Raw genomic sequence first — 25,811 nt, forward strand, 5'->3', positions numbered from 1 at the left:
GTCGAATTCATTTGGATATGGCGGGCTCAGCGCTCGTTCGGTCTGTTGTGCGCCTGACGCTTAGTTCCAGGGCTGTGGGCATCCTGCTGCGAGCCGGGGTAAGTGCCGCTCGGGCGGCGGTCGCCAAGGACTTCGTCCTGCGGGTACATGCTCAGTGCGAAGCTGCTCGAGGTGTTGGACTCTTGAGTGGCCTCTGGGGGTTGCGAATCCAGGAGTACCAACGAGCCCCCGGGCGACGTTTCATGCGTAGGGTCAGTCGCGCTCGATCGACGTAGCCGGCGTCGGATGCCCAGCCGGTCGAGGATCATCATGACGTTGCGGTGCTCCGTCGGTAGCAGTCGCGTAATGATCAAGAGGTACGCCGCGGTGAACGCCAGCCCAAGCCCGATTTGAGCGAGAGGCGTGTGGACGATCAACTGACCGGCCGCCGCGGCCAGGCCAGCCGGCCCGGATACGACGAAAATCGAACGGGTGGCTTGCCAGAACAACGGAGCACGGGGAACGCCGACGACCTTCCCCGCTCGCCAGAGCGACAGGAGCCAATAGGTCAAGTGGCCGACAGAGTGTCCGATTGCCACTCCGATCGGACCCCACGGAAGCCCCGCGATCAGCATGACGATCATGAGCGGTCCCGTTACCAAGAAGAGTCGCAGCTGCTCACCGGTCTTGCCGCGTGATAAAAACATCCAGTAAGAAACTTGTCCGATTCCACGAAACATCCCGCCTATTGCGATCGCAATAAAGATGGGGGTAACCGCCTCCCAGGGTTTACCAAATAACGTAAGGACCAAGGGGTGAGCCATTCCTGCGGCCATGGCGAAGCAAGTTGCAAGGAAATAGCAGCCAATGAGCTGAGACCCCTGAACGTATCGAACGTATGTGCGCTGGTCCTCATGGACACGCGACAAAACAGGCAGAGTGACTCGAGCCATTGTATCGTTGATCTGCTGCATCGGCACCATCATCAATTGAAAGGCTCGACTATATAGACCCACGGGCTGCGCTCCCCACACAGCACCCAAAGCAATGTTGTCGACGTTGTTGGTGGCGTAGCCGAGCAGTTGAACACCAAGAACCCCACCGCCGAAACGGAAAAAACGCCGAACTGACACCGAGCGACGGTATCGGCCGGGCCACCATCCAGATTGGAGTACGTTCATCACGCAGGTCGTAATCACGAGAGCCGCTTGCTGGCCGACAATCGACCAATATCCGAAACCCAGCACAGCCATTGTGATCGACGTCGCCACGGCAACGGCTTGAGCGGTGACCCCCGTTACCGCTAGCGCGTTAAACCGAAGACTACGACTTAGATTTGCCCAGAACTGCGTATTGAAGGCGCTGACGACAAACAAGCTGGAGAGCACAAGGACGATCGGCCCGACCTTCTCGTTCCCATAGAGGGAGACAAATAACGGAGCCGAGCTTGCCGCGATAATCGCGCAAACTAACCCTATGCCTGTGTTGATCCACAGCAGATTCGTGCGCTCATCGTCGCTGAGTTCTTTGGCTTGAATTGCAGCCGAAGACAGGCCGAAGTCCCTAAGCAGCTCCGCGACGCCGGTAATGGCCGTCACCATCGCCACCAAGCCAAAGTCCTCCGGGGAGAGGAGGCGAGCTAGAACAGTCAGGGAGCCCACCTGTAACAGGAGTCGCACCAGTTGTCCCGCCAAGGAGACGCCGGCACCACGGACAGCCACCGTCGCGAGGCTCATCGCTTCGGCTCCAGCGACGTTCTGTACTGAGCGCGCACAGGCATTGGGGAAGTCCCTGCCGTTGCCGTGGTAGCGAGCGGGGTATCGAGGTCTCTCGTAAAGAGAATTGTCGCCAACGGCAGAACCACGACTGGGAAAAGTAGCCGGTTATCCACAATGACCAATGACACTTCGAAAACGCACACACCCGCAAGGGCCGCTAAAAACCCGGTGGGTGACAGGCTGCCATGGCCGGCGAGGCGCCCAGCGCATACACATGCCGCAACCAGCATCATGCCGACCAAAACCGCGTAGATAATTCCGCCGGTGACCAAGAGTTGAAGGAACTGGTTGTGCGCGTGAAAGACGTTGGGACCTAGGGACGCGGTTGATGACCCGATGACGGTGAACCAGTTTGCTCCAAGCCCGAAAAGCGGAGCTGATTGCCAGGCATCAATGGACTGCATCCAGATCACCCCGCGGTTGGTGAATGCCGTTGGCTCGTGTACTAGAAAGGGCAGTATCGCACCGAACACAAACAGCAAAATGCAGCCGGTGGTCGCGACCGCCGCCTTCCGCTTTTGGTGACATCGTGCAACTACGGCGGTCAGTGCGGCACTCACCACCACTGCCTCCATTGATCCGCGAGACGCCGTCCAAACCAACGCGAACAAACTGACCGCGAGCACGAACCATCTGGTCCGCCGCCGCCGGATGAGTAAGACCGATGGCAATCCTGTGGCGATGAACTGACCGAAGTTGTTGCTGTCGGTAAAGATGCCCACCAATAGGCCCCAAGGGAGTATCTCTTTGTCGCTCACGATCGCGTTATTCGTGTAACTCGACCGGAGGATGGCGTGATCGGGTAGTACGAATCCGAGGATGACGCTGACCATACAAACCACCCCGACCAGGTATCCGAGGATAGCCAGGTCCTGGATCCGCGGGCGGAGAACCCAGAGCGCAATGATTGTCAATGGCACCGCGAACGCGGCGTTATCCACCCCCACCCCAACGTATTCACCTTGGATCAACATGTAGGCGCCTGGCGCGAGAGACAACACGAGAGCGGTGCCGCGCGAGGCGGGCGACGCGGTCCAGCGGAATGCGATCACCCATAGACAGACCAAAATGGTGGCATAGAAGAGTGCTCGCTGGCTGAGGTCGGTGAGCGGCGTGATCACCAGGTTCGACTCGCCCAGCATGTTGCGGGTCTTGGCTGCCTGTAGGGTCTGAATGAACCGCGGTACGAAGAACCACGCACTGACCGTGAAGAACAAGGCCAGGGTTAAGAAGCGTCGAGACCGCAGCCACCCCAAATCGTCCTCGACGTGATTCTGCACGGTTGCTTCCTTCATCTGCCCGGTCGGTGTTCTTTAAGTGTCCGCCACACGCCGTGAGACGGCTGCTTAGCGTCGGTATTCTTGGTAGACGTAACCCGCCGCTGCGCTGACCAATCCAACGCCCCGCGCCGCGGTGCGCAATCCCCCGGCTCGCTGGCGCACCGAGCCCGAGCACACCCCGGCCGCAGCAGTGGCCAGACCGCCGGCGACGCGGATGAGGCCTGACGTACCTGCAACAGCGCGGGCCTTCGAACGCTCTAGCCAGCTTGAGGATTGGTACACCTGAACGCGACCCAACGAATTACCAAGGCTCATCGCACGCAGGAGTACCCACCGCCGGGTGGCGCGGTCGGTGGGTACGACGTCGGTCACCATCGCCTCGTTACACCACGCAATCGTGGAACCCGAAGCCGTCAGTGCGCGGGTGAACAAGGTGTCCTCACCCCCGTCAGCCCAAATTTTTCATCGAAGGTCAGTCCCAGGTCTCGCACTCGGCGCAGGTCCAGCAGCAGATTGTTGGTGGCAGCCACCTCGACGATGGTGCCAGTGGGCAGGCGGCGGCGAGTAAAGAACCCGCCTGCCTCGATCCAGGGATCCAGCGGCGGGTCGAAGGTGGATTGCACCGCCCCGGCGACCGCTGCCGACCCGCTCTCGAGCCAGGTGCGCACCATGAGCGGCAGCCAATCGGTGCTGGGGCGCTCGTCGTCGTCGATGAAGATCAGAAGGTCGGATTGCGCGCTCTCACTCAGCGCCCGGTTCCGGGCCGCGGAGATGCCCGGTCGCGGTTCCACGACGTAGCGGAAGTCGGAGCGATCCGCGTAGGCATCGGCGACCGGCCCGGCCGAGGCGTCCGGGTCGTTGTCGACCACGAGAACGCCGATTTCGAAACGCCCCGGGTAGGCGGCTTCCAGCCGTTCTGCCTGCTCGAACAGCAAGGGGAGCAGCTCGGTCAGTTGCTCCGGGCGCCGGAAGGTGAGCACGCTGATCGAGAGGATCAGGGGAGATTCGGCAGACATGTCGTGGGGCAGTTTACGGCGACAAGGCCGGTACGACGGCGTGACTGTGGCCATATCACACGGAACCGGGAGGTTGCCGAGTCAGGGTGACGTATTCTTGCGGGGCCCCAAAAAATCCACCAGGAGTTATGTGCATGCGCCTGCTCGTCACCGGCGGTGCCGGGTTCATCGGCAGCAACTTCGTCCATCTGACCCGGCAGATGTTCCCTGAGGTTCGTCTGACCGTCCTTGATGCCCTCACCTACGCGGGAACGCTGCGGTCCCTCCAGGGCGTCGAGGACGACATCCGCTTCGTCAAGGGCGATATCGCGGACCGCGAACTGGTCAACCGTCTGGTCGGTGAGCACGACGTGGTCGTGCATTTCGCAGCGGAGTCGCACAACGACAACTCACTCCGTGAACCCTGGCCCTTCGTCGCCACCAACATCGTGGGCACCTTCAATTTGTTGGAGGCCGTCCGGGACCACGACGTGCGCTATCACCACATCTCCACTGACGAGGTGTACGGCGACCTGGAGCTTGACGACCCTGCTCGCTTCACCGAGACCACGGCCTACAACCCCTCGAGCCCGTACTCATCCACCAAAGGCGCCAGTGACTTGCTGGTGCGTGCTTGGGTGCGGTCGTTCGGCGTACGCGCCACTATCTCCAACTGCTCGAACAACTACGGCCCCCGCCAGCACGTGGAAAAGTTCATCCCGCGCCAGATCACCAATGTGATCGACGGCCAGCGGCCCAAGCTCTACGGCGACGGACTGAACGTGCGCGACTGGATCCACGTCGATGACCACAACAGTGCGGTGTGGACCATTATCGAGCGCGGCCAGATCGGGCAGACCTACCTGATCGGTGCCGACGGCGAGAAGAACAACCTCGATGTCGTGCGGTTGATCCTGGCCGGCATGGGCAAGGATCCGCAGGACTTCGACCATGTGGTGGACCGCCCGGGCCACGACCGGCGTTACGCCATCGATTCGACACGGCTGCGCACCGAGCTGGGCTGGCGTCCTCAGTACTCCGACTTCGAGTCGGGACTGGCCGCCACCATCGACTGGTACCGCTCCAACGAGGCGTGGTGGCGACCTGAGAAGGACGCCACCGAGTACCGGTATGCGACGGCGGGCGCGATCTGATGGCACATTGGCTCGTGGTCGGCGCCAGCGGGATGCTGGGCACCGACCTCGTCACGACGTTGAAGGATTCTCCGCACGACGTCACCGCCTGGTCGCACGCCGACCTGGACATCACCGATCACCAGCAGGTCATGGACCGGGTAACCGGATTCGACGTCGTCGTCAACGCGGCTGCATGGACGGCGGTCGACGCGGCGGAAACCCATGAGGCAGAAGCGTTCACGATCAACGCGGTCGGAGCCGCGAATCTCGCGACAGCCTGCGAAGCGTCCGGCAGCACACTGGTGCAGGTCTCGACCGACTACGTCCTGGACGGGTCCTGCCACACGCCCGCACCCGTCGATGCGCCGATCGCGCCACGAACGGCGTACGGGCGGACGAAGGCGGCAGGGGAGTGGGCGGTCCGCGCCTGCTGCACCCAGCACTACGTCGTGCGAACCGCCTACCTCTACGGCGAGCACGGACCCAATTTGGTCAAGACGATGGCACGGCTGGCGCGGGAGCGCGACACTGTACAGGTTGTGAATGACCAATGGATCCAACCGACGTGGACGATTGACCTGGCCCAGGCGATCGTCCGGCTGGTGGACGCCGATGCGCCGTACGGCGTGTGGCACGGCACGTCCAGTGGAGAGACGACCGTGTGGGAATTCGCCCGCGCCATTTTCAACAAACTCGGGCACGATCCGGCCCGGGTCCGGCCGACCACGCTCGCCGAGTATGCAAGCGCAACGGCGCGACCGTCGTACAGCGTGCTGTCGCACGACCGGTGGACCGTAACCGATCTGGCTCCGTTGCCGACCTGGGAGGACGCGCTCACGCGCTTTCTGGCCCACGTCGACCTCGCGGCGACACGATGAGCGCCGCCGAGCGCCGCCCGAAAGTGGCCATCATCGGCACTCGCGGCTACCCCAGCTACTACGGCGGGTTCGAGACGCTGGTGCGTCACCTCGCGCCGTACCTGTGGGAGCGCGGTTGGGATGTCGAGGTGTACTCGCGCCCGGGTCAGACTGTCCCCGCCGAGGCAGACCCGCGCATCACCGTCCGCTTCACCCCGGGGGTGGAGACCACCTCACTCAGCACCCTCTCCTACGGCATGACCGCCACGGCGGCGGCCGCAGCTCGCAAACCGGATGTCGCCCTGGTGATGAACGTCGCGAACGGGTTCTTCCTGCCCGCGCTCAAAGCCCGCGGCGTCCCCGTGGTGATGAACGTCGACGGCCTGGAATGGGAACGCGAGAAATGGGGACCCAAGGCCAAGCGGGTGTTCCTCGCCGGTGCCCGGGCGTCGGCCCGGTGGGCCGACCAGTTGATTGCGGACTCCACCAACATCGCGGCGTACTGGAAGCGGGTGTTCGAGCGGGAGTCCACCTTCATCCCTTATGGCGGTGAATGCGACATGTCGTCGCTCGACAGCGCGCCGGCTGCCGCGGTGGAAGGCCTGCAACCCGGCAACTTTGTGATGGTCGCAGCTCGGTTGGTGCCCGAGAACTCGATCGATCTGTTCCTGCAAGCGGTCCGGGAGCTGCCCCCGAGGCGCACGTCGTGATCGTGGGCGGTGGAGATGTGACCAACCCGCTGTGGAACGCGGCGCTCGCTTTGCGGGCAGAGCGCCCCCACGTACACCTTCTCGGTCAGGTCAAGAACGACAACTTCCTGAATTGGCTCTGGGCCAATGCGGGCGTCTACTTCCACGGGCACTCGGTGGGCGGAACCAATCCGTCGCTGGTCCAAGCCATGTCCTGCGGTGCGGTCATCGTGGCGCGCAACTCGGTCTTCAACCGGGAAGTGCTCGGCCCGGAGGGACATTTCGTGGCACCGGACGCGACGGCGATCGCGCAAGAGATCACCGCCGTGTTGTCCGAACCCGAACTGCGTGCGCAGATGTCCAAGCAGGCCCGCGAGCGGGCCAACGACTTCTACAGTTGGGGACCGGTGCTGGCCCAGTACGAAGATCTCCTGCGGGTAGAGCTCAGTCAAGAATCAGTGGAGGAGTCCGTTACGGAGTTCGCCTAGTCACTGGCCGATGTCCGGCAGCGTCCCCCTGCGGCTCCTTGGGAGAGGCGCTCTATTCGGTCAAGTTCTAGGTGTAGCGATGAACGGGGACTTACGATTGCGTAACCAAGTCGGGGAAAGGACTGTCGTGGAGGCACAAGTGTCCACCGCCGCGGTTGCCGGGGCATTTACTACCAGCAGAGTGAAGGCCCCGAGCCCGTGGCGTTCCGTGGTGCGCAGCCGCCTCGTGGCATTGGACCTGGTGCTTGTCTCCGTGGCCGTCGCCTGCGCCTTCGTGCTGCGGTTCGGTCAGCCGACGGTCGCCGCCGCCAGCACGCTGGACTACCTATGGGTCTCGGTCGCGCTGATCGTGTGCTGGATGGTGGGCCTGTGGGGCGCCCAGACCTACCGAGCCGAGTACCTCGCGCTCGGTTCGGAGGAATTCCGTCGCGTCATCCGCGCAACCTTCTCGGTCTTCGGGCTGTTCGCCATTGTCTCCATGGTTTTCAAGTTGGATATTTCGCGCAGCTTCCTCGCGGTCGCCTTCCCCCTCGGGCTCTGTCTGCTGCTGGTCGGCCGCGCGACCGCCCGGATGTTGCTGAACCGGCAACGCGGGCGCGGTCGGTTCGTCGATCCGGTGCTGGTCATCGGTGCACCGCAGGAGGTGCGGTACGTCGCCTCGCGTGTAGGCGGCCACCCGGCCGCCGGTTATCGGGTGGCGGGAGTGGCCACTGGCGCGGAGGACGCCGACCGATTCGAGCTGAGTACCGGTGAGATCGTGCCCGAGGTCGGCGCAATGGATACAGCACTTGCTTCCGCCAAGCGCCTGGGGGCCAGCGGGATCATCGTCGCCGGCCAGTCGCGGGTGGACCGCGACTCGTTGCGGCAACTGTCCTGGAGCATGGAGGGCAGCGGGATCAGCCTGGCGCTCGCGAGCCGGATGACCGACGTTGCCGGCCCGCGGATCCACTGGCGTCCCATCGAGGGTCTGCCGCTGATGAGTGTGGAGATGCCGCGTTACAGCGGGGTGCGGTTCGCCGCGAAGCGAGCCTTCGACCTGGTGGCCTCGGTCATCGGCCTGCTCATCCTGTCGCCCCTGATGCTGCTGATCGCTCTGATCATCAGATTGGACAGCCCCGGCCCCGTCTTCTTCCGGCAGACCCGCGTCGGGGTCAATGAGAGCTTCTTCCAGATGGTCAAATTCCGCTCGATGGTGGTCGACGCAGAGGAACGTCTCGCCGATCTCCAGGATCTCAACGAGGGTCACGGCGCGCTGTTCAAACTGCGCGACGACCCGCGGATCACCCGGGTCGGGGCCTTCCTGCGGAAGTACTCACTGGACGAACTTCCCCAGCTCTTCAACGTCGTATCCGGTGACATGTCCCTGGTGGGCCCGCGGCCGCCGCTGCCGTCCGAGGTCGAGTCCTACGAGGCGCACGTCAAACGCCGACTCAACGTCAAGCCGGGTATCACCGGGCCGTGGCAGGTGGGTGGCCGCTCGAACCTGACGTGGGAAGAAACGGTCCGCAAGGATCTGTACTACGTCGAGAACTGGTCGCTGGCCGGGGACATCCTCATCCTGATCAAGACCGTTCGCGCGGTGCTGATGCGCGACGGCGCCTACTAGGCGGCCACAGGCTCAGTCGAGGTGCAGCCAATGCTGCCACCCGGCGTGCAGCACCAACCAGGCAATCAGGCCGTAGCCCGCTTGGCCGGGGTGGATGCCGTCGGTGGCAGCCAGATCGGCGTTCCATTGCTCATGCTGCAGCAGCGGCCGGAAACAGTCGACGTAGGTCACCCGTCGGCGTGAGCAGACATCGGCCTGGGCGTCGACCAGCGTCTGCAGGCGCGCGTTGGTCTCGGCGTCGACCGTGGGCGGCGGCCCCACCACAAAGGTCGAGATCGCGCTGCTCGATGCGTCGTCGAGGATGTTGGCCAGGTTCAGGCGCGAGCGTGCCGTTGACAAACCGGCCCGAAGGTCGTTCAGGCCTACACCGATCACCAGGCGTCGTTCGTTGGAATCGCGCCAGCGAACCGCGGCCTCACCCTGCCACCGGCCCAACACGTCGGTCGAGTTCTCCCCGGCCACGCCGAGGTTGTAGGCGTGCAGGTCGACGCCGGAGTGCGGGTGCGAGCCAGGACCCGGCCGACCCAGCCGAGTGCCTTGGGGTCGGCGTAACCGGCGACCAACGAGTCGCCGACGAAGCAGATCGTGGCGCGGCGATCCTCGCCGGAAACCTCGAAATGCTGCGAGGGAGCGAAATCGGGTTCGTGAGTGGTGTCAGTCACGGAAGGGTCCTCCGAGTGTTCATTCGTCGTCGTCGAGTCGGGCGAGCCAGGATGCGAGGCGTTCGACGGGTACCTCGAATTCGGGGTTGAGGTCGACGAACGTGCGCAACTGGTCCGCGAGCCACTCCAGGCTCACTTCGTCCTCGCCACGGCGGGCAGCAAGTTCCTCGATGCCACGGTCCGTGAAGTACATGCTCTGAACCTATCGCGAGAGTGGCCGGCCTCCCCGCAGGGAAGCCGGCCACGCGCCGTACGGAAATCAGCGGTCGAACGCCTGCTTGAGCAGCTCGGCCAACTGGGCGCGGTGTTTCGCGCCGGAGCCCGTCGCCGGTGAGGCCGCCGCGGGACGGGACACCACCCGGATCGGCCGGGACTGACCCAGCGGCTCCAACTGCTCGGGCAGGTTCAGCGCCAGGAAGGGCCAGGCCCCCTGGTTCTTCGGCTCGTCCTGCACCCAGACGATCTCCGCGTGCGGGTACTCCTCCAGGGCCGCCGCGATCTCCTTGGCGGGGATCGGCGCCAGCTGCTCCAGGCGGATGATGGCGGTGGTGTCGTCACCGCGGTTCTCACGCTCGGCCTCGAGGTCGTAGACGATCCGGCTGGAGGCGATCAGCACCCGGGTCACCTTGCCGGCGTCCAGCTTCTTCTGGTCCCGTAGCACCGGCTCGAAGCGGCCCTTGGTGAAGTCCTCGGGGTTGGACGTCGCCGCCTTCAACCGCAGCAGTTGCTTGGGCGTGAACACGATCAGCGGCTTGCGCGGCCGGGCCGAGGCCTGACGACGCAACAGGTGGAAGTACGACGCGGGAGTGCTCGGGTGCGCAATCGTCATGTTGTTCTCGGCGAACATCTGCAGGTAGCGCTCGATGCGCGCCGAGCTGTGGTCCGGTCCCTGGCCCTCGTAACCGTGGGGGAGCAGCAACACCACGGAGGAGCGTTGCGCCCACTTCTGCTCGGAGGAGGAGATGAACTCATCGACGATCGACTGAGCGCCGTTGGCGAAGTCACCGAACTGGGCCTCCCACAACACGAGCGCGTCCGGGCGCTCCACGGAGTAGCCGTATTCGAAGCCCATGGCGGCGTACTCGCTCAGCAGCGAGTCGTAGATCCACAACCACGCCTGGTCATCGGTCAGGTAACGCAGCGGGGTCCACTCGTTGCCGTTCTCGTGGTCGATCAGGACCGCGTGCCGCTGCACGAACGTGCCGCGACGGCTGTCCTGACCGGCCAACCGCACGGGCGTGCCGTCCATCAGCAAGGAGCCCAGCGCCATGAGTTCGCCCATGGCCCAGTCGATCCCGCCCTGGGAGACCATCGCCGAACGACGCTCCATCAGCTTCTGCAGCTTGGGGTGGATGGTGAAGCCTTCCGGCGGGTTGACCCACGTGTCACCGAGCTTCTTCAACGCCTCGACGCTGATCGCGGTCGAACGACCGCTCTGGTCCTCGCGGGCGTCGTCCTCCTGCTGGGCGCGCGGACGTTCGAGGCCGCCGTGCCCGGCCGCGTCGGTCGACTGGGAGCTGTCGGACGGGGCCGCGGCCAGTTCCGCCTTGGCCGCCTTGGTCTCGGCGAATACCCGCTCCAGCTGCTGCTGGTAGTCGCGCAGCGCCTCGTCGGCTTCCTCCTTGGTGATGTCACCGCGGCCCACGAGGGCCTCGGTGTACAGCTTGCGCACACTGCGCTTGGCCTCGATGAGTTCGTACATCATCGGCTGCGTCATCGAGGGGTCATCACCCTCGTTGTGACCGCGGCGGCGGTAGCAGACCATGTCGATGACGACGTCCTTGTGGAACTTCTGCCGGAACTCATAGGCCAGCTCGGCCACCGACACGCACGCTTCGGGGTCATCGCCGTTGACGTGGAAGATGGGCGCCTGGATCATCCGGGCCACGTCACTGGAGTAGGTCGAGGACCGCGACTGGCTCGGTGCGGTCGTGAAGCCGACCTGGTTGTTCACGATGATGTGGATCGTGCCGCCGGTGCGGTAGCCGCGCAGCTGGGACAGGTTCAGGGTCTCGGCCACGACGCCCTGGCCGGCGAATGCTGCGTCGCCGTGCATCAGCACGGGCAGCACCGTGAACGCCGTACCGGCCAGGTTGATGCGGTCCTGCTTGGCCCGCGCGATGCCCTCCAGGACGGGGTTGACCGCCTCCAGGTGCGAGGGGTTGGCCGCCAGGTAGACCTTGGTCTTGCTGCCGGCGTCGGAGACGAACTCACCCTCGGTGCCCAGGTGGTACTTCACGTCACCAGAGCCCTGGACCGACTTGGGGTCCTGGGTGCCGTCGAACTCCTGGAAGATCTGCTTGTACGACTTGCCCGCGATGTTGGCCAGTACGTTGAGGCGGCCACGGTGCGGCATGCCGATGCACACCTCGTCCATGCCGTCATCGGCCGCGGCCGACAGCACGCGGTCCAAGAGCGCGATGGCGGTCTCGCCGCCCTCGAGGGAGAACCGCTTCTGCCCGACGTACTTGGTCTGCAGGAAGGTCTCGAAGGCCTCGGCGGCGTTCAGCTTGCGCAGGATCCGCAGCTGCTCGTCAGGAGACTGCTTCTCGTAGCCGCGCTCGACCTTGGCCTGGATCCAGGCTCGCTGCTCGGGGTCCTGGATGTGCATGTATTCGATGCCGACGCTGCGGCAGTAGGCATCGCGCAGGATGCCCAGGATCTCGCGCAGCTTCAGGAACGGCTTACCGCCGAATCCGCCGGTCGGGAAGGCCCGGTCCAGATCCCACAGGGTCAGGCCGTGCTGGGTGATGTCCAGGTCGGGGTGCCGGCGCTGCTTGTACTCCAGCGGGTCGGTGTCGGCCATCAGGTGACCGCGCACGCGGTAGGCGTGGATGACTTCCTGCACCCGCGCGACCTTGGAGATGTCGTCGTCGTGGCTGGTGTCGATGTCGCGGACCCAGCGGATGGGTTCGTAGGGGATCTTGAGAGCGGCGAAGATCTCGTCGTAGAAGTCCTCCGCGCCGAGGAGCAAGTCGCTGACCACGCGCAGGAACTCACCGGACACCGCGCCCTGGATGATGCGGTGGTCGTAGGTCGAGGTCAGCGTCAGGATCTTGCTCACGCCATTCTTGTTCAGCGTGTTGGCCGACGCCCCCGCCCATTCGGCGGGGTACTCCAACGCCCCCACACCGATGATCGCGCCGGCACCCTTCATCAGCCGCGGCACCGAGTGCACCGTGCCGATCCCGCCGGGGTTGGTCAGCGAGATCGTGGTCCCGGCGTAGTCGTCGAGCGTGAGCTTGTTGTCCCGGGCCCGCTTGACCATCGCTTCGTAGGACGCCCAGAACTGAGCGAAGTCCATTTCGTCCGCGCCCTTGATGTTGGGTACGACGAGGGTCCGGGAGCCGTCGTCCTTGGTCAGATCGATGGCCAGGCCGAAGTTCACGTGGCCCGGCTTGACCAGGATCGGCTTGCCCTTGTCGTCCTCGCCCAGCGCGGAGTTCATGTCCGGCACGACCTTGAGGGCCTTGACGATGGCGTAGCCGATGAGGTGGGTGAAGGACACCTTCCCGCCGCGACTGCGGGACAGGTGGTTGTTGATGACGATGCGATTGTCGATCAGCAGCTTCGCCGGCACCGCGCGCACACTGGTGGCCGTCGGGACCTCGAGGCTGGCCTCCATGTTGCTGACGATGCGCGCGGCAACGCCACGCAACGGCACCCGCTCGTCGGCGGCCGGCTCGATCTCCTCAGGGGAGGCGATCCCGTCGCGGGCGACGGGAAGTTCCGTGCTGATCTCGGCCTCGGAGGGGTCGAGAACCTGCGTGCTGACCGCGTCGGCACGCTGTTCGGTCTCGCGAGGGTCGTCCTCGGTGCCGTCGACGGGCTGGACCGAGGGGTCCAGATCTTCATCCGGCGTCGTCTTCTCCACGACCTCGACCGGCTCCGGGGTCTTCACCGCGGCATCGGGCGCGGGGGTTGCAGTGGCGGTGCGCCCTGCGGCGTTGCCGTGGCCGTTGCTACTTCCGTTGGTGCTCGTCGCGTGCCCGTTGGTGCTCGTCGCGTGCCCGTTGGTGCTGCCGCCGCCCGCGGTGTTCGTGCCGCCGGCACCCGGGGTGTAGTCGGCGAAGAATCCCCACCACGCCTTGTCCACGGAGTTCTTGTCTTCTTTGTACTGCTCGTACAGCTCATCGACCAGCCACTCGTTGCCTGCGAATGCGGCGAGGGGGTCAGAGGACTGTGATGACACGCGAATGCGCCTCTTCCATCATGTGAATTCGTGCGGGTTCGAGCCCGACAACTGCCTTCCCCACCCTAGCGGTTGGGCGCCGGAGGGTCACACACCACGTGCGGGTGTGCTATACGGGCAACGCACAGGCAGGCCCCCGGTGTTCCGCGACGTCCAGTGTCCGGACAACCGATGAATGGCTGGTCGCGCTGCTAGCCTGAGCCGGTTATCGGCGACGCTGCGATTCCGGGGTTTCCGCGGCCCGTTTCCACCGAGGTGACCTGCTTGACGACGACAACCTTGCCCCTGGCGGCAGCGGTGTCACTGGGTCATGCCCTCGTCGCCGACGTCGCCGAGGAACTCCAGTTGCCGGCCCTGTTCATCAAAGGGGTCGTCGCGGTCTCGCAAGGGCTGCGGGCCGAGGACTACGTGCCCGGCGACGTGGACGTGCTGTGCACCGCCGACCGGGCGCCGGAGCTGATCGCGGGGCTCGCGGCACGCGGCTGGCAGCCCCGCCCGGAGTCCGCGGCGCACGCCCGGTTCGTCACCCACTCGACGACGTTGCTGCATCCCGAGTGGCCCTGCGACATCGACATACACACGAGTTTCCCGGGATTCTTCGCCGACCCGGACACGGTCTTCGAGGCCCTATGGCAGCATCGCGAACGCCACCACGTCGCAGGCGTCGGGCTGTGGGCACCGGACTACCCGGCCCACGCCCTGATCGTCCTGCTGCACGGGCTGCGCTCGCCCGACCTGTCCAAGAACGCCGAGGAGGTCGCCCGTTCGACCGACCGGTTCGCGGCCATGTCCGAGGCCGATCGGGCTTCGACCAGGGAGTTGATCCGCCGCACGGGTGCCTCGGAGGTGGTGGCCGAGGTGTTGAATCCGCTGGGCTGGCAGATCGAGGTCCCCGCGCAACCCTCCGCGCAGTTCGTGCTCTGGAGGATCAACTCCGGGCCCACCAACGCCGAGGGCTGGCTGGTGGCCATCGCGGAAGCTCGCGGCCTCGACCGGCTCCGGTTGATCTACCGGGCAGTGCTGCCCTCGCGCGAGGACCTTCTGATCGACTATCCGCAGGTCGCCGACGCTGCCCTGCCCACGGCGAAGGCGTACGTGCAGCGCCTGGTGCGCGCAGCCTCCCGCGTGCCGCACGCAGTGCGCCACGTCGCGAGCACGGGGTGGCTGGCGGCTCGTCGTACGCCGAACCCGGACCTCAGCGCCGATCCGAAGGTCCCCGCGCGGGCCGTGGACCAGGTGCCGGTGCCTGCGTACCCGGCTTCCTCGTCACACGCCGAGTCGCGGTCGACGCCGACCGCTTCACCCCCGGGTGAGCGCTGGGCGGTCTACGAGCCGGCGACGGACGACGAGTCGTTCGTGTTGCGCCTCTCCGAGCGTGGCTCGACCTCACCGATGCGGTTGAACGGGGTGGGCCTGGCGATCCTCACGCTGCTGGACGACACCGGCGGCGACGTCGACCAGGCAGTGCGGGAGGCGGCCCGGTTGTGGCCGCAACCGGTGGACGAGCTGCGCACGGTCATCACCGGGTTCCAGCAGGAGATGTCCCGCCTCGGCGTCCTGCCCTGACCGGCGGTCGACAACCTCGGCCGCAGACCTACTTCAGACCACGCATGACGTGCGGCAGTCGGTGCTCCAGGCGTTCGGCTTCCAACTGATCACGCTGCCACAGGAGGCCGTAGGTGAAGGTGTCCTCCCCGGCCGCGGCCGCTTTGTCGGCCACCTGCAGCAGGTGAGCGCGGCTGACGACGCTGTCCTGATGGTCCCCGAGCACGGTCTGGACGGCCTTGGCCCGCTTGGCCACCTTGTGTTTGCCCGCGGCCTCCGCGACGTAGCGCAACTGCTTGGCCTTCTTGCGCACCGAATGGAAATGCTCATCGGACGGTTCGCGGCGAGCCTTCCTCGCGGCCTTGCGCAGTGTGTGCCGGGCGTGGGCCACGGATGCGGCCGCGCTGAAGTCGCCGTCGACCGCCGCGGCGGCCAAGTCGTCCAGGCCGTCGAGCAGCCGGAAGTATCGCTCGCTGTCGAGGGCCAGGATCACCCGGCGCAGCCCACGGGTGTACGCCGCTTCGGTGTTCGAGATCAACCGGTCGTGGGCGCGACCGCGGATCAATTCCTCGGGCAGGTCCTCGAGCGCCTTCCGGTATCGCTTCGTCAGCACCTCTGCGTCCCTGGCGACCCCGAGAGTCGCTGCCAACTCTCGCAATTCGCGTTCCAGATGCTCACCGCCGGGTAGCGCGAGCAACGCCGGGTGGCTGCGCAGCAGGGACCGTATCCGCCGACTGGTCACCCGCATCTGGTGTACGCCGTCCGGCCGGTGCTCCCGCACCCACCTGTCCCGTTCGACCAGGTCGTCGGTCAACCGGACGAGCGCGCGCACGGTCGGATCGGCGTACGTCGATCGGTGCGGTGGGGGCCCACCACGTGCACCAGCTTGGCCGGGTAGGTGGACGGCTCGGCGCCGGCATCGATGAGGCGCCGGCACAGCCGGTCCAGCAGATCCTGGTCGCTGGTGCCCACGAGCTCGAGTTCCCATTCGTGCCACAGTATTTCGGCGTCGGGAGCGGTGCGCAGATCGATGCCCTTGACCTCGTCATCGGCGAACTCGGCAACCACGGCATCGTTGTCGTCGACGATGCGGGTGATGCTGCGGCTGGTCCGCAATGTCGCCAGCGGCGTCACCTCGCGGTCGCGCACGATCGCGGCGACCAGGGAACGCAGCTGTGCCGGAAGCTCCTGGGAGAGCGGTGCGTGGACTTCCGAGCGAGAATCGGTTGCTACCGGCAGCTTGAGGTGCCACCCCTCGTCGGCGCCGCCGGCCCTGCGGCGCAACGTGATCCGATGCTGCAGCAGATCCAGGTCGGGTGTGTCGAAGTACTTCGCCTCCAACGTGACCGGTTCGTCGCGCTCGGCGCGCGCGATGCCGGCCAGGCCTTCGAAGGACGGTTCAGCGCCCGGCGAAGCGACCGAGAACTTGCGTTCGATCTCGGTGAGCTTCGTCAGCCGCGGCTTAGAGGACATCTTTACGCTGGTTGATGATCGAGCCGATCACGGCCAACCCGAGACCGTAGGCGGTCAACACGATCGCGGCGGCCCACCAGGACAGGAAGTGTTGCTCCGGCATGTCGGCCAGATGGGGGTTCAGGGTGGCGCTGGTCAGCGAGGACGGTAGGTAGGCCGTGGCGCCTTCCCAGTGCAGCAACCGGAAGATCACGTTGAACACGATGTCGCCGATGAAAGCCAGGCCGATCGCGACGAACACCGCGGCGATCTGGTTGCGCAACAGCAGACCGAAACCCATGCCCAGCAGCACCCAGATGACGAAGACGAGCAACATCAACGCCAGGGTCTGCCACACGTCGCCGGAGTGGAGATAGAAGGAACCGTTCTTGGCCAGCTTCATGACCAGGCCGCCGCCGACGACGGCGGCGATGTCGCAGGCGACGCCGTAGACGACGCCCACGACCACGGCCGCCCCCATCTTCGCGACGGAGATCTGCCAGCGCCTGGGAGTGGCCAGAACCGTTGCGGTCCAGGTCTTGTGGCGGAACTCGGCGGTGACGATCAAGACGCCGAGAGCCAGCGGGAACAGTTGCAGCAACGTGGCTTGGAAACCGGCGGAGTAGACGCTCTGGGCGGCCGCCGGGCTGATCCGGCTCAGCTCGCTGCCGGTGTCGCGCATCTGGTCGGTGCCGATCTGCGCCGCGAACAGGGCCGAGATGCCGCCGGCGACGATGATGGCGCCGATCAGCAGACCCCACCACAACTTGGTCGTGAAGATCTTCAGGATCTCCGACTTCAGGGCGTTCACGATGCCGCCCCCAGATTGCGGTTGGCGTTCTCGGGAGCCTCGGTCAGTTCGAAGAACAAGGCTTCGAGGTCGGCCTGCTCCCTGTGAAGTTCGTGCACCGCAACCCCCGCCGCCAGAGCGGTGTCGCCGATGAGGGCGAGATCGGCGGTCACCGCATGGATCGTGCCGTCGGGGTCCGTCGCCGACTGGACCCCACGAGCGGCCAACGCCTCGACGAGGGTCCGGGATCCGGCGTACGCACCAGCACCTTGGGCTCACCGCGGATCTCCTCCATCGGACCGGAGCGCACCGCCTTGCCGTTGGCGATGATGACGACGTCGTCGACGGTGTGCTCGACCTCGGACAGAAGGTGGCTGGAGATCAGGATGGTGCGGCCCTCGCCCGCGAGGTGGCGCAGGAACTGCCGCAACCACCGGATGCCTTCGGGGTCAAGGCCGTTGGCGGGTTCGTCGAGGACGAGGACCTGTGGATCGCCCAGCATGGCACCGGCCAGGCCGAGGCGCTGGCGCATCCCCATCGAGTAACCGCCGGCCACTTTGTCGGCGGCAGCGGGGATACCGACAAGGTGCAACATCTCATCGACCCGTGAATCCGGGATGCCGCCGGCGGCCGCCAGGACGCGCAGGTGGTTACGTCCGGTCCGCCCGGGGTGGAAGTTGGCCTCCAGTGACGCGCCGACGGTCCGGGTGGGGTGCGGCAGATCGACGTACCGGGATCCGCCGATGGTCGCCGTGCCATGGGTGGGATGCACCAACCCCAGCAGCATCCGCAACGTCGTCGTCTTGCCGGCACCGTTCGGGCCCAGGAAGCCGGTGATCCGGCCCGGTTCGACGGTGAAGCTCAGATCCTTCACCGCCTCGAAACGTCCGAAGGTCTTGCCCAGCCCCGAAACGACGATGCGTCCGGGGACGGCGTCGTCGGTCATACGCGACACCTCTCGCAGGTGGGGGTTGCTGACCTGTCCATCCAACCATCCGCCTCGACATCCCTGCGGGTCTGGGACGATGGGCGGCGATGATCGAATGGCTTCTCGTCCTCGCCGGGGTGGCGCTGACCGCTGGCACCGCACTCTTCGTGAGTGCGGAGTTCTCCCTCGTCGCCCTCGACCGGCCGACCGTGCAACGCGCCATCGACGGCGGCGATCTGCGCGCCGGCACCGTCCTGCCGTCGCTGAAAACGCTGTCGACCCAACTGTCCGCCGCCCAGGTCGGCATCACACTGACCACGCTGGTCCTGGGTTATCTGGTCCAACCGTCGCTGGGCAAACTGCTGGAAGCACCGCTGCACTCCTCGGAATGTCCGACACGTCGGTGGTGGCGCTGTCGACGTTGCTGGCGCTGATCATCGCCACCCTCTTCTCGATGATCTTCGGAGAACTCGTGCCGCAGTTCCTGGGGATTTCGACCCCGCTGCGGGTTGCCAAGGTCGTCGCGCCGCCGGTGCGCCTGTTCGCCACGATGGTGCGGCCGGTCATCAGCGTTCTCAACGGCTCGGCCAATCTGGTCCTGCGCGCTCTGGGCGTCGAACCGCAGGAGGAACTCTCCGGTGCCCGCACACCGCAGGAACTGGCTTCGCTGGTACGCCGCTCGGCCGAGGCCGGAACCCTGGAGGAGGGCACCGCCCGGCTGCTCGCGCGATCGCTGGACTTCGGTGAGCGATCGGCCGCCGACGTGATGAGCCCCCGGGTGCGGTGCACGGCGATCGAACGTACGGCGTCCGCGGCCGACGTGGTCGCCACCGCCCGGCACTCGGGCCATTCCCGGTTCCCCGTGCTGGGGCAGGACTGGGACGACGTGGTCGGGGTGGTGCACGTCAAGCGCGCGATCGCCGTACCTCCTGAGGAACGAGCCTCGGTGCCGGTGACGGACCTGATGATCCCGCCGGTGATGGTGCCGGAAACGGTCGGCCTGGATCCCCTGCTGCTGTTGCTGCGCGCCTCCGGCCTGCAGCTGGCGATCGTGGTCGATGAATACTCAGGCACCAGCGGGGTCGTCACCCTGGAGGACGTCATCGAGGAGATCGTCGGTGAAGTCGTCGATGAGCACGACCATCTGCGCGACGCCGGCCGGATGCTGCCCGACGGGACCTGGACGGTGTCCGGCTTGTGGCGCCCCGACGAGGTGGTCGATCGCATCGGAGCGCCCATCCCTGAAGGTCCCAACTACGAGACGGTCGGCGGATTCGTGATGGCTTCGGTGGGCCGGGTGCCGCGGGTGGGCGATGAGGTCTCCGTCGACGGATGGACGGTCCGGGTGCTGTCGATGGATCACCGTCGGGTTGACCGGGTGCAGGTGTCGCAGTCGTCCTCGGGTGCGCCGTCATGATCTGGCTATCGCTGCTCTTCCTGGCCGGCAACGCATTCTTCGTCGGGGCCGAGTTCGCGGTCATGGCGGCCCGGCGCTCGCAGATCGAGCCCCTCGCTGCGGCGGGCTCCGCGCGGGCGAAGATGGCGCTGGAGGCGTTCGAGAACGTCGCCTCGATGCTCACGTGCGCCCAGCTGGGGATCACCATCTGCTCGGTGTTGTTGGGTGCTGTGGCCGAGGATGCGATCCACCACTGGCTGGAAGCCCCGTTGCATGCCCTCGGTCTCGGGGATGCGTGGGCCAGTGGCATCGCGTTGCTGCTGGCGTTGCTTCTCGTGATGTACCTGCACGTCGTGCTCGGTGAGATGGTCCCCAAGAACCTGGCCATCGCCGGACCGGACCGGGCGGCGTTGCTGCTCGCACCGCCGCTGCTGTGGATCACGCGGCTCCTTCGTCCGGTCATTGCTCTGGTCGAGTGGATCGCCAAGTTCTTCGTGCGGCGGCTCGGAGTGGAACCCAAGGACGAGGTGGCCTCGACCTTCTCTGCCGAGGAAGTCGGCACGATCGTGGAGGAGTCGACGCGCGAGGGTCTGCTGCAGTCGGCCGAACACGAACGCTTCGTCGACGCACTGGAATTCAGCGATCACGTGGCTTCGGACGTGGCAGTGCCCGTGTCGGAACTGGTGACGGTGCCCTTGGGCGCCACGCCGGCTGACGTCGAGCGGTTGGTGGCGGAGTACGGTTTCTCGCGCTACCCCGTGGTCGGCAGCGACGGTTTGCTGGTGGGCTATCTGCACCTGAAGGACGTGCTCTACGCCACCGATGAGGCGTACGACGAGCCGGTGCCCCCAAGCGGATCCGCAGCCTGGCCACGGTCACGCCGTCCGCCGAGGTCGAGGACGTGCTGCTCACCATGCAGCGGACCGGTCTGCACCTGGCGCGGGTCGTCTCGTCGACCGGGGAGACGACCGGTGTGGTGTTCCTGGAGGACGTGTTGGAGGAACTGGTCGGCGAAGTGGCGGACGCGACGCAGGCGTAGCTTGTCCCGGCGCGGCGGGTGGTGGTCATCTCGTGTCGAGTGATCACGAATTGCGGCGGCTGGGGCCGTGCTGGCGGTCATCTCGTGTCGAGTGTTCGCGTATTGCGGCGTCGCGGTGGTGGTGGTCATTTCATGACCAGGAAATGTCGCTGCCAAGCGATGCTCTTGACGCGCGCAGATCCGCCGTTCGCCCGGATAGCCGCTTCGATCCTCGCCAGAACGCCGGTGGGATCGTTGAAGAGATCCCTGGCGTAGATCGTCACGCATTGCCAGCCGTTCCGGGCCAGCCACTCGCGTTGGACGTTGTCCTTCTGCCGCTGCTGGGTCGAGTCGAAGTGCGTGTCGCCGTCGTAGTAGATGGCGATTTTCCATTCGGGATACGCCAGATCAGGTCGTGTACGGACCGCTCCGGTTTCATCGCGGATCCGGAGTTGCCGCACCGGTTCAGGTAGGCCGGCGAGGACGATGAGCAACCGGGTTCGGGTCTCCCGCACGGACTCGCTGCCGGCGCGAACAAGTTCTGCGGCCATCCGGGCTCGACGCGCGCCCCGACCGGTAGCGACTGCCGCAGCGGCGCGCAGCTGCTCGACCGTCACCTGATTCTTGTGGACCAAGGTGTCGCCGAAGATGACCAGATCCACCAACTCCAGGTTGACCGCGAGATCGACGAAGGTTCGCATGGGTGCGGTGACGCGTCGTCGGTTCAGCATGACGTGTGTGCGGTCCTTCACGCGGTGGGCGGTGACACCGGCCATTCGAAGGAGGGTCGCGGGTCCGACCGTCAGGTGAATCGTGCTGCTGGAAGGGACGATCCCACCCCACAGCATCGCCGCTGTGTGATGCGAGACAATTGCATCGGCAGGGGCGAGGTGCAGTGCCGCGTCGACGAGCGTGTAGAAGTCCGTCCGATCTTCGCGGACGTACAAGTTGTGCAGAACGCGCTGGAAGGTGCCACCCGGCCGAAGTTGATTAGCCGGTACGCCTGCGGCCAGGAGTTCTTGTCTGGTGAAGAAGCGTGGTGGCATCCAGCGAGTGTGGCGATATCCGGGACGAGGCCGCAGAACCTGTCCACAGGGTCTGGTTGGTGTCGAGTGATCGCGAATTGCTGCGGGTGGGGGCGTGGGCGCGGCCGTTTAATGTCGAATGATCACGAATTGCTGTGGGTGGGGGCGTGGGCGCGGCCGTTTGGTGTCGAGTGATCGCGAATTGCTGCGGCCGCGTCGTTCAGGGCTCGAAGCGGTAGCCCATGCCTTGCTCTGTCAGCAGGTGTTCGGGGTGTGCCGGGTCGTCCTCGAGCTTCTTGCGCAGTTGCGACATGTACAGCCTCAGGTAGCCGGTGTCCGTGACGTGTTCGGAGCCCCACACCTGCGTCAGGATCGTCTGTCGGGTGACGAGACGACCGGCGTTGCGGATCAGGATCTCCAGCAGCTGCCACTCGGTCGGCGTCAGGTGCACCGGCACGCCATCGCGCCGGACGGTGTGGGCGACCAGGTCGACGGTGACCGGGCCGAAGTCGACGACCGCGGACTCACCGGTGCTTGCTTCCAGCGGTGCGCCGCGGCGGCCGAGAGCGCGGATCCGGGCCAGCAGTTCATCGATCGCGAACGGCTTGGTCACGTAGTCATCGGCCCCGGCATCTAGCGCCTCGACCTTGTCGGCGGAACCGGTGCGCCCCGAGACCACCAGGATCGGCGCCGTCGACCAGCCCCGGACGGCGGTGATGACCTCCACGCCGTCGAGATTCGGCATCCCCAGATCGATCATGTACAGGTCGGGCTTCTGCTCGATCGCGGCCTGGATCGCGGTGGCGCCGTCCGCGGCAGCGATCACCTCATATCCGCTGGCCCGCAGAGTGATACGCAGCGCCCGGACGATCTGCGGGTCATCGTCGGCGATCAGGATCTTCATGCCGACACCAGCGACCGCGCGGTCGGCAGCGAAACCACCATGGTCAGGCCGCCGCCGGGAGTGTCCTCGGCCGTGAGTGTCCCGGACATACCTTCGGTGAATCCTTTCGAGAGCGCGAGTCCGAGGCCGATGCCCCGGTCGTTGTCGGTGTCCCCGAGCCGCTGGAACGGGGTGAAGATCAGCTCTTTCCGGTCGTCCGGCACCCCGGGGCCGTGATCGACGACCCGCAGCTCCACGACGTCGCCGAGGCTGGAGGCAGCCAGCCGAACGGGGATCCCGGCCGGGTTGAAGCGGGTGGCGTTGGTCAGCAGGTTGACCAGAACCCGTTGCAGCAGAACGGGATCGGCCTGCATCGGCGGTACGTCGGTCGGAAGGTCGAGGGTGACGCGTGAGGGGCCGAGCCCCAACTCGTCCAGCGCCGGCAGGACGACCTCGGCCGCCGACACCGGCCGGGCCGCGACCGCCAGGATGCCCGCCTCCAGGCGACTTGCATCGAGCAGATCGGTCACCAACGAGGACAGTGTCTGCAGGCTTTCATCCGCCGTCGCCAACAGCTCCGAACGGTCCTGGGCGGACAGATCCTCCGGCATCGACCTCAGCGCACCGACGGATGCCATGGCCGCCGCCAGCGGTCTGCGTAGATCGTGGCTGACCGCCGACAGCAACGCGCTGCGGACCCTGTCGCTGACCGCGAGCGGGCCGGCGGTGGCTGCGGTCTTCTCCAGCGCCGAGTGCTCCAGAGCGGCGGCAACCTGGGTGGCGATGACCTCCAGCAGCCGGCGCTCGGAAGCATCGACCGCGGGCCCGAAGGCCTCCAACCCGGCTGTCGGACCCACCGGCAGGTGCACGGAAGGCTCGCCGCTCGGCGTACCGTCGTGCGCCACCTCAGCGCCGTCGGACACGACGCGAACGGCATTGAACCCGAATGCTTCCCGGGTCCGCGAGAGCAATGCGGCCAGCGCATCCTGACCGCGCAGCACGCTGCCGGCGACAGTGGCCAGCAGTTCGGACTCGGCCGCCGAGCGCTGTGCCATGCGGGTACGCCGTGCGGCCTGGTCCACGACGTACGACACCAGGAGGGCGTTCACCACGTACAGGCCAAGGCCCAGGGCGTGCAGCGGTTGGTTGATGGTGATCGTGTAGTACGGCGAGATGAAGAAGTAGTCCAGGGTCAGCCCGGACATCAGAGCAGTGAACAACGCGGGTCCGAACCCGCCGACCAACGCAACCACGATGACCAGCAGTTGGTAGGCAAGGACATTCGCGGTCATGGCGTCGTCGGAGCGAATCGTCTTGAGCAGCAACGTCAACAGCGGTCCGAGCACGAGGGCCAGCGCGAAGCCGATGATCCGGCGACGAGCGGTCAGGCCGCCGGAGACCGACGGCAGCGTGAACCGGCGCCCGGCCTCGGCGTGCGTGACGATGTGTACGTCGATCGTGCCGGACTGGCGAACCACCCCGTTGCCGATGCCCGGGCCGGTGAGCAGGGTCTGCAACCAGCTGCGCCGGCTGACGCCGATCACCAACTGGGTCGCGTTGACCCCTTTGGCGAAGGAGATCAGCGAGGCGGGGACGTCCTGCCCGACGATCTCGTGGAACGTGCCGCCGAGTTCCTCGACCAGCGCACGCTGCGCCGCGAGGTTCTGTTGGTTGGTCGCCGACAACCCATCGGGGGAGCTGACGTGGACCGCGAGCAGGTCGCCGCCGGAGCTACGGGAGGCGATCCGGGCGCCACGCCGCAGCAGTGTCTCACCCTCGGTGCCGCCGGTGAGCGCCACGACGACGCGCTCGCGCGCTTCCCAGGTGCCGTCGATGCCCTGCTGGGCCCGGTAGTTCTGCAGCGCAGAGTCCACTTCGTCGGCCAGCCACAGCAGCGCCAACTCTCGCAGGGCCGTGAGGTTGCCGAGCCGGAAGTAGTGCGACAGTGCCGCGTCGATCCGTTCGGCGGGGTAGACGTGGCCGTCCGAGAGCCGGTTGCGCAACGCCTGCGGGGTGAGGTCGACCAGTTCGATCTGATCGGCCGCTCGCAGCACCTCGTCCGGAACCGTCTCTCGCTGAGGAACTTTCGTGATCCTCTCGACCACGTCGTTCAGCGAGGCGATGTGCTGGATGTTGACCGTCGACATGACGTCGATGCCGGCGTCGAGCAGCGCTTCGACGTCCTGCCACCGCTTGGTGTGTGCACTGCCCGGTGCATTGCTGTGCGCCAGCTCATCGACCAGTGCCACGTCCGGGTGACGCGCCAGCACGGCGTCGAGGTCCAGCTCGGACAACTCGACGCCGCGGTGGTGCATCGTGCGGCGGGGGATCTGCTCCAGCGGTGCCGCCATGGCCGCGGTCGCCGCCCGGCCGTGGGTGTCCACCCAGGCCACGACCACATCCGCGCCGAGGCCGGCGAGGCGCTGACCCTCCTCGAGCATCGCGTAGGTCTTGCCGACCCCCGGTGCGGCGCCGAGGAAGACGCGCAGCCTGCCTCGGCTCACCGGCTCACCCCTTCAGTGCGTTCAACGCCACGTTGAGTTCCAGGACGTCGACCCGCGGTTCACCGAGAACCCCGAGCGTGCGTCCCTTCGTCATAGTCTCCACCAGGTGCTGCACGGTGGCAGGGGACAGGCCCCGGGCCTGTGCCACGCGACGTACCTGGAGGTCGGCGTAGGCCACGCTGATGTCCGGGTCCAGACCCGATCCGGAGGCGGTCAGGGCATCGGCCGGCACGGCGCTGGGCGCCACGTGGTTGAACGCAGCCACCTGTGCGCGGCGGTCCTTGATCGCCTTGATCAGATCGGGGTTGTTCGGCCCCAGGTTGGAACCGGAGGAAGCGTTCGCGTCGTACCCGTCACCGGCGGCCGAGGGCCGGGGCTGGAAGTACTGCGGAAGCGGATTTCCCTTGGCGTCGGCGAAGTTCTGCCCGATCAGGCTCGATCCGACGGTCTTGTCGCCGACCTTCACCACTGAGCCGTTCGCCTGGGCGCCGAACGCGAGCTGCCCGACACCGGTCATGGCCAGCGGGTAGGCGATGCCCAGGATCACGGTGAGGACCAGCAGTGCGCGGAGGGCGACACCGTATTGCTTTGCTACGAGAGTCATGTCT

23 protein-coding genes and 1 pseudogene are annotated in these 25,811 nt (G+C 66.1%); 9 read left to right on the top strand and 15 right to left on the bottom strand.

The window, feature by feature from the left end:
• Positions 1-26: 26 nt before the first annotated feature.
• The 3 genes from ACFQBT_RS04695 to ACFQBT_RS04705 form a co-directional block, all read right to left on the bottom strand.
• Entirely contained in the window at positions 27-1,715 is a 1,689-nt protein-coding gene (locus tag ACFQBT_RS04695; protein WP_377820760.1) for a lipopolysaccharide biosynthesis protein, read from the bottom strand.
• Positions 1,712-3,052 carry an O-antigen ligase family protein gene (locus ACFQBT_RS04700; RefSeq protein ID WP_377820762.1) on the bottom strand — a complete coding sequence of 447 codons (1,341 nt, stop codon included), beginning with the start codon at positions 3,050-3,052 and terminating at the stop codon, positions 1,712-1,714. The genes ACFQBT_RS04695 and ACFQBT_RS04700 overlap by 4 nt, the downstream gene beginning before the upstream one ends.
• A gap of 398 nt (positions 3,053-3,450) precedes the next feature.
• Complete coding sequence (locus tag ACFQBT_RS04705) at positions 3,451-4,053, bottom strand: glycosyltransferase family 2 protein (protein WP_377820763.1); 603 nt, start codon at positions 4,051-4,053, stop codon at positions 3,451-3,453.
• Between the two features lie 134 nt (positions 4,054-4,187).
• Between ACFQBT_RS04705 and rfbB the strand changes: the two genes are divergently transcribed.
• From rfbB to ACFQBT_RS04730, 5 genes are all read left to right on the top strand, one after another.
• Entirely contained in the window at positions 4,188-5,186 is a 999-nt protein-coding gene (rfbB, locus tag ACFQBT_RS04710) for a dTDP-glucose 4,6-dehydratase (RefSeq protein WP_377820764.1), read from the top strand.
• Positions 5,186-6,046 carry a dTDP-4-dehydrorhamnose reductase gene (rfbD, locus tag ACFQBT_RS04715; protein WP_377820766.1) on the top strand — a complete coding sequence of 287 codons (861 nt, stop codon included), beginning with the start codon at positions 5,186-5,188 and terminating at the stop codon, positions 6,044-6,046. The genes rfbB and rfbD overlap by 1 nt, the downstream gene beginning before the upstream one ends.
• The gene (locus ACFQBT_RS04720; protein ID WP_377820768.1) at positions 6,043-6,735 is read left to right on the top strand and encodes a DUF1972 domain-containing protein; all 693 of its coding nucleotides are present in this window, start codon (positions 6,043-6,045) and stop codon (positions 6,733-6,735) included. The genes rfbD and ACFQBT_RS04720 overlap by 4 nt, the downstream gene beginning before the upstream one ends.
• A gap of 17 nt (positions 6,736-6,752) precedes the next feature.
• Positions 6,753-7,202, top strand: a complete 450-nt coding sequence (locus ACFQBT_RS04725) for a glycosyltransferase (protein WP_377820769.1) — start codon at positions 6,753-6,755, stop codon at positions 7,200-7,202.
• Positions 7,203-7,413: 211 nt separating this feature from the next.
• Positions 7,414-8,808: a sugar transferase gene (locus ACFQBT_RS04730; RefSeq protein WP_377820771.1), complete on the top strand. Its 1,395-nt coding sequence runs from the start codon at positions 7,414-7,416 to the stop codon at positions 8,806-8,808.
• A 12-nt stretch (positions 8,809-8,820) separates the two neighbouring features.
• Here the strand turns inward: ACFQBT_RS04730 and ACFQBT_RS04735 are convergent, their stop codons facing one another.
• From ACFQBT_RS04735 to ACFQBT_RS04745, 3 genes are all read right to left on the bottom strand, one after another.
• Positions 8,821-9,390: a GDSL-type esterase/lipase family protein gene (locus ACFQBT_RS04735; RefSeq protein WP_377825352.1), complete on the bottom strand. Its 570-nt coding sequence runs from the start codon at positions 9,388-9,390 to the stop codon at positions 8,821-8,823.
• Between the two features lie 99 nt (positions 9,391-9,489).
• Positions 9,490-9,663: a DUF6104 family protein gene (locus ACFQBT_RS04740; protein WP_377820772.1), complete on the bottom strand. Its 174-nt coding sequence runs from the start codon at positions 9,661-9,663 to the stop codon at positions 9,490-9,492.
• A gap of 66 nt (positions 9,664-9,729) precedes the next feature.
• On the bottom strand, positions 9,730-13,662 hold the full coding sequence (locus ACFQBT_RS04745; RefSeq protein ID WP_377820773.1) for a multifunctional oxoglutarate decarboxylase/oxoglutarate dehydrogenase thiamine pyrophosphate-binding subunit/dihydrolipoyllysine-residue succinyltransferase subunit: 3,933 nt from the start codon (positions 13,660-13,662) through the stop codon (positions 9,730-9,732).
• Positions 13,663-13,926: 264 nt separating this feature from the next.
• Between ACFQBT_RS04745 and ACFQBT_RS04750 the strand changes: the two genes are divergently transcribed.
• Positions 13,927-15,228: a hypothetical protein gene (locus tag ACFQBT_RS04750; protein ID WP_377820775.1), complete on the top strand. Its 1,302-nt coding sequence runs from the start codon at positions 13,927-13,929 to the stop codon at positions 15,226-15,228.
• A 28-nt stretch (positions 15,229-15,256) separates the two neighbouring features.
• On the opposite strand, the gene ACFQBT_RS04755 is transcribed toward ACFQBT_RS04750, so the two are convergent.
• Genes ACFQBT_RS04755 through ACFQBT_RS04775 form a run of 5 tightly spaced genes read right to left on the bottom strand, consistent with a single transcriptional unit; the run spans position 15,257 to position 18,395 of the window.
• Complete coding sequence (locus ACFQBT_RS04755; RefSeq protein ID WP_377820776.1) at positions 15,257-16,039, bottom strand: CHAD domain-containing protein; 783 nt, start codon at positions 16,037-16,039, stop codon at positions 15,257-15,259.
• On the bottom strand, positions 16,018-16,680 hold the full coding sequence (locus tag ACFQBT_RS04760) for a CYTH domain-containing protein (protein ID WP_377820778.1): 663 nt from the start codon (positions 16,678-16,680) through the stop codon (positions 16,018-16,020). The genes ACFQBT_RS04755 and ACFQBT_RS04760 overlap by 22 nt, the downstream gene beginning before the upstream one ends.
• Positions 16,670-17,470: an ABC transporter permease gene (locus ACFQBT_RS04765; RefSeq protein ID WP_377820780.1), complete on the bottom strand. Its 801-nt coding sequence runs from the start codon at positions 17,468-17,470 to the stop codon at positions 16,670-16,672. Before ACFQBT_RS04765 ends, ACFQBT_RS04760 begins: the two co-directional genes overlap by 11 nt.
• Positions 17,467-17,622: a hypothetical protein gene (locus ACFQBT_RS04770; RefSeq protein WP_377820782.1), complete on the bottom strand. Its 156-nt coding sequence runs from the start codon at positions 17,620-17,622 to the stop codon at positions 17,467-17,469. Before ACFQBT_RS04770 ends, ACFQBT_RS04765 begins: the two co-directional genes overlap by 4 nt.
• Positions 17,619-18,395 carry an ABC transporter ATP-binding protein gene (locus ACFQBT_RS04775; RefSeq protein WP_377820784.1) on the bottom strand — a complete coding sequence of 259 codons (777 nt, stop codon included), beginning with the start codon at positions 18,393-18,395 and terminating at the stop codon, positions 17,619-17,621. Before ACFQBT_RS04775 ends, ACFQBT_RS04770 begins: the two co-directional genes overlap by 4 nt.
• An 89-nt stretch (positions 18,396-18,484) precedes the next feature.
• On the opposite strand from ACFQBT_RS04775, the gene ACFQBT_RS04780 reads away from it, so the two are divergent.
• From ACFQBT_RS04780 to ACFQBT_RS04790, 3 genes and pseudogenes are all read left to right on the top strand, one after another.
• Positions 18,485-18,811 carry a CNNM domain-containing protein gene (locus tag ACFQBT_RS04780; RefSeq protein ID WP_377820786.1) on the top strand — a complete coding sequence of 109 codons (327 nt, stop codon included), beginning with the start codon at positions 18,485-18,487 and terminating at the stop codon, positions 18,809-18,811.
• Positions 18,766-19,794: a hemolysin family protein gene (locus ACFQBT_RS04785; protein WP_377820788.1), complete on the top strand. Its 1,029-nt coding sequence runs from the start codon at positions 18,766-18,768 to the stop codon at positions 19,792-19,794. The genes ACFQBT_RS04780 and ACFQBT_RS04785 overlap by 46 nt, the downstream gene beginning before the upstream one ends.
• Positions 19,791-20,812, top strand: a pseudogene (locus ACFQBT_RS04790) (hemolysin family protein). The gene ACFQBT_RS04785 and the pseudogene ACFQBT_RS04790 overlap by 4 nt, the downstream one beginning before the upstream one ends.
• A gap of 125 nt (positions 20,813-20,937) precedes the next feature.
• Here the strand turns inward: ACFQBT_RS04790 and ACFQBT_RS04795 are convergent.
• The 4 genes from ACFQBT_RS04795 to kdpC form a co-directional block, all read right to left on the bottom strand.
• Entirely contained in the window at positions 20,938-21,837 is a 900-nt protein-coding gene (locus tag ACFQBT_RS04795) for a hypothetical protein (protein WP_377820790.1), read from the bottom strand.
• Positions 21,838-22,036: 199 nt separating this feature from the next.
• A complete protein-coding gene (locus ACFQBT_RS04800) occupies positions 22,037-22,720 on the bottom strand; it encodes a response regulator (RefSeq protein ID WP_377820792.1) in 684 nt (227 codons plus the stop codon).
• Positions 22,717-25,203 (bottom strand): DUF4118 domain-containing protein, encoded by a 2,487-nt coding sequence (locus ACFQBT_RS04805; RefSeq protein WP_377820794.1) that lies wholly within the window; start codon positions 25,201-25,203, stop codon positions 22,717-22,719. The genes ACFQBT_RS04800 and ACFQBT_RS04805 overlap by 4 nt, the downstream gene beginning before the upstream one ends.
• Before the next feature lie 4 nt (positions 25,204-25,207).
• On the bottom strand, positions 25,208-25,807 hold the full coding sequence (kdpC, locus tag ACFQBT_RS04810; RefSeq protein WP_377820795.1) for a potassium-transporting ATPase subunit KdpC: 600 nt from the start codon (positions 25,805-25,807) through the stop codon (positions 25,208-25,210).
• Between the last annotated feature and the right edge of the window lie 4 nt (positions 25,808-25,811).

Origin of the sequence: Branchiibius cervicis (genome assembly GCF_042661605.1) — a bacterium.
Taxonomy (GTDB): Bacteria; Actinomycetota; Actinomycetes; order Actinomycetales; family Dermatophilaceae; genus Branchiibius; species Branchiibius cervicis.

What these genes read in the sequence shown, in the direction of transcription:
- ACFQBT_RS04695 (WP_377820760.1), bottom strand. Translation starts at nt 1,715, where the DNA reads ATGAGCCTCGCGACGGTGGCTGTCCGTGGTGCCGGCGTCTCCTTGGCG.
- ACFQBT_RS04700 (WP_377820762.1), bottom strand. Translation starts at nt 3,052, where the DNA reads ATGAAGGAAGCAACCGTGCAGAATCACGTCGAGGACGATTTGGGGTGG.
- ACFQBT_RS04705 (WP_377820763.1), bottom strand. Translation starts at nt 4,053, where the DNA reads ATGTCTGCCGAATCTCCCCTGATCCTCTCGATCAGCGTGCTCACCTTC.
- rfbB (WP_377820764.1), top strand. Translation starts at nt 4,188, where the DNA reads ATGCGCCTGCTCGTCACCGGCGGTGCCGGGTTCATCGGCAGCAACTTC.
- rfbD (WP_377820766.1), top strand. Translation starts at nt 5,186, where the DNA reads ATGGCACATTGGCTCGTGGTCGGCGCCAGCGGGATGCTGGGCACCGAC.
- ACFQBT_RS04720 (WP_377820768.1), top strand. Translation starts at nt 6,043, where the DNA reads ATGAGCGCCGCCGAGCGCCGCCCGAAAGTGGCCATCATCGGCACTCGC.
- ACFQBT_RS04740 (WP_377820772.1), bottom strand. Translation starts at nt 9,663, where the DNA reads ATGTACTTCACGGACCGTGGCATCGAGGAACTTGCTGCCCGCCGTGGC.
- ACFQBT_RS04760 (WP_377820778.1), bottom strand. Translation starts at nt 16,680, where the DNA reads ATGTCCTCTAAGCCGCGGCTGACGAAGCTCACCGAGATCGAACGCAAG.
- ACFQBT_RS04775 (WP_377820784.1), bottom strand. Translation starts at nt 18,395, where the DNA reads ATGACCGACGACGCCGTCCCCGGACGCATCGTCGTTTCGGGGCTGGGC.
- ACFQBT_RS04780 (WP_377820786.1), top strand. Translation starts at nt 18,485, where the DNA reads ATGATCGAATGGCTTCTCGTCCTCGCCGGGGTGGCGCTGACCGCTGGC.
- ACFQBT_RS04785 (WP_377820788.1), top strand. Translation starts at nt 18,766, where the DNA reads ATGTCCGACACGTCGGTGGTGGCGCTGTCGACGTTGCTGGCGCTGATC.
- ACFQBT_RS04795 (WP_377820790.1), bottom strand. Translation starts at nt 21,837, where the DNA reads ATGCCACCACGCTTCTTCACCAGACAAGAACTCCTGGCCGCAGGCGTA.
- ACFQBT_RS04800 (WP_377820792.1), bottom strand. Translation starts at nt 22,720, where the DNA reads ATGAAGATCCTGATCGCCGACGATGACCCGCAGATCGTCCGGGCGCTG.
- kdpC (WP_377820795.1), bottom strand. Translation starts at nt 25,807, where the DNA reads ATGACTCTCGTAGCAAAGCAATACGGTGTCGCCCTCCGCGCACTGCTG.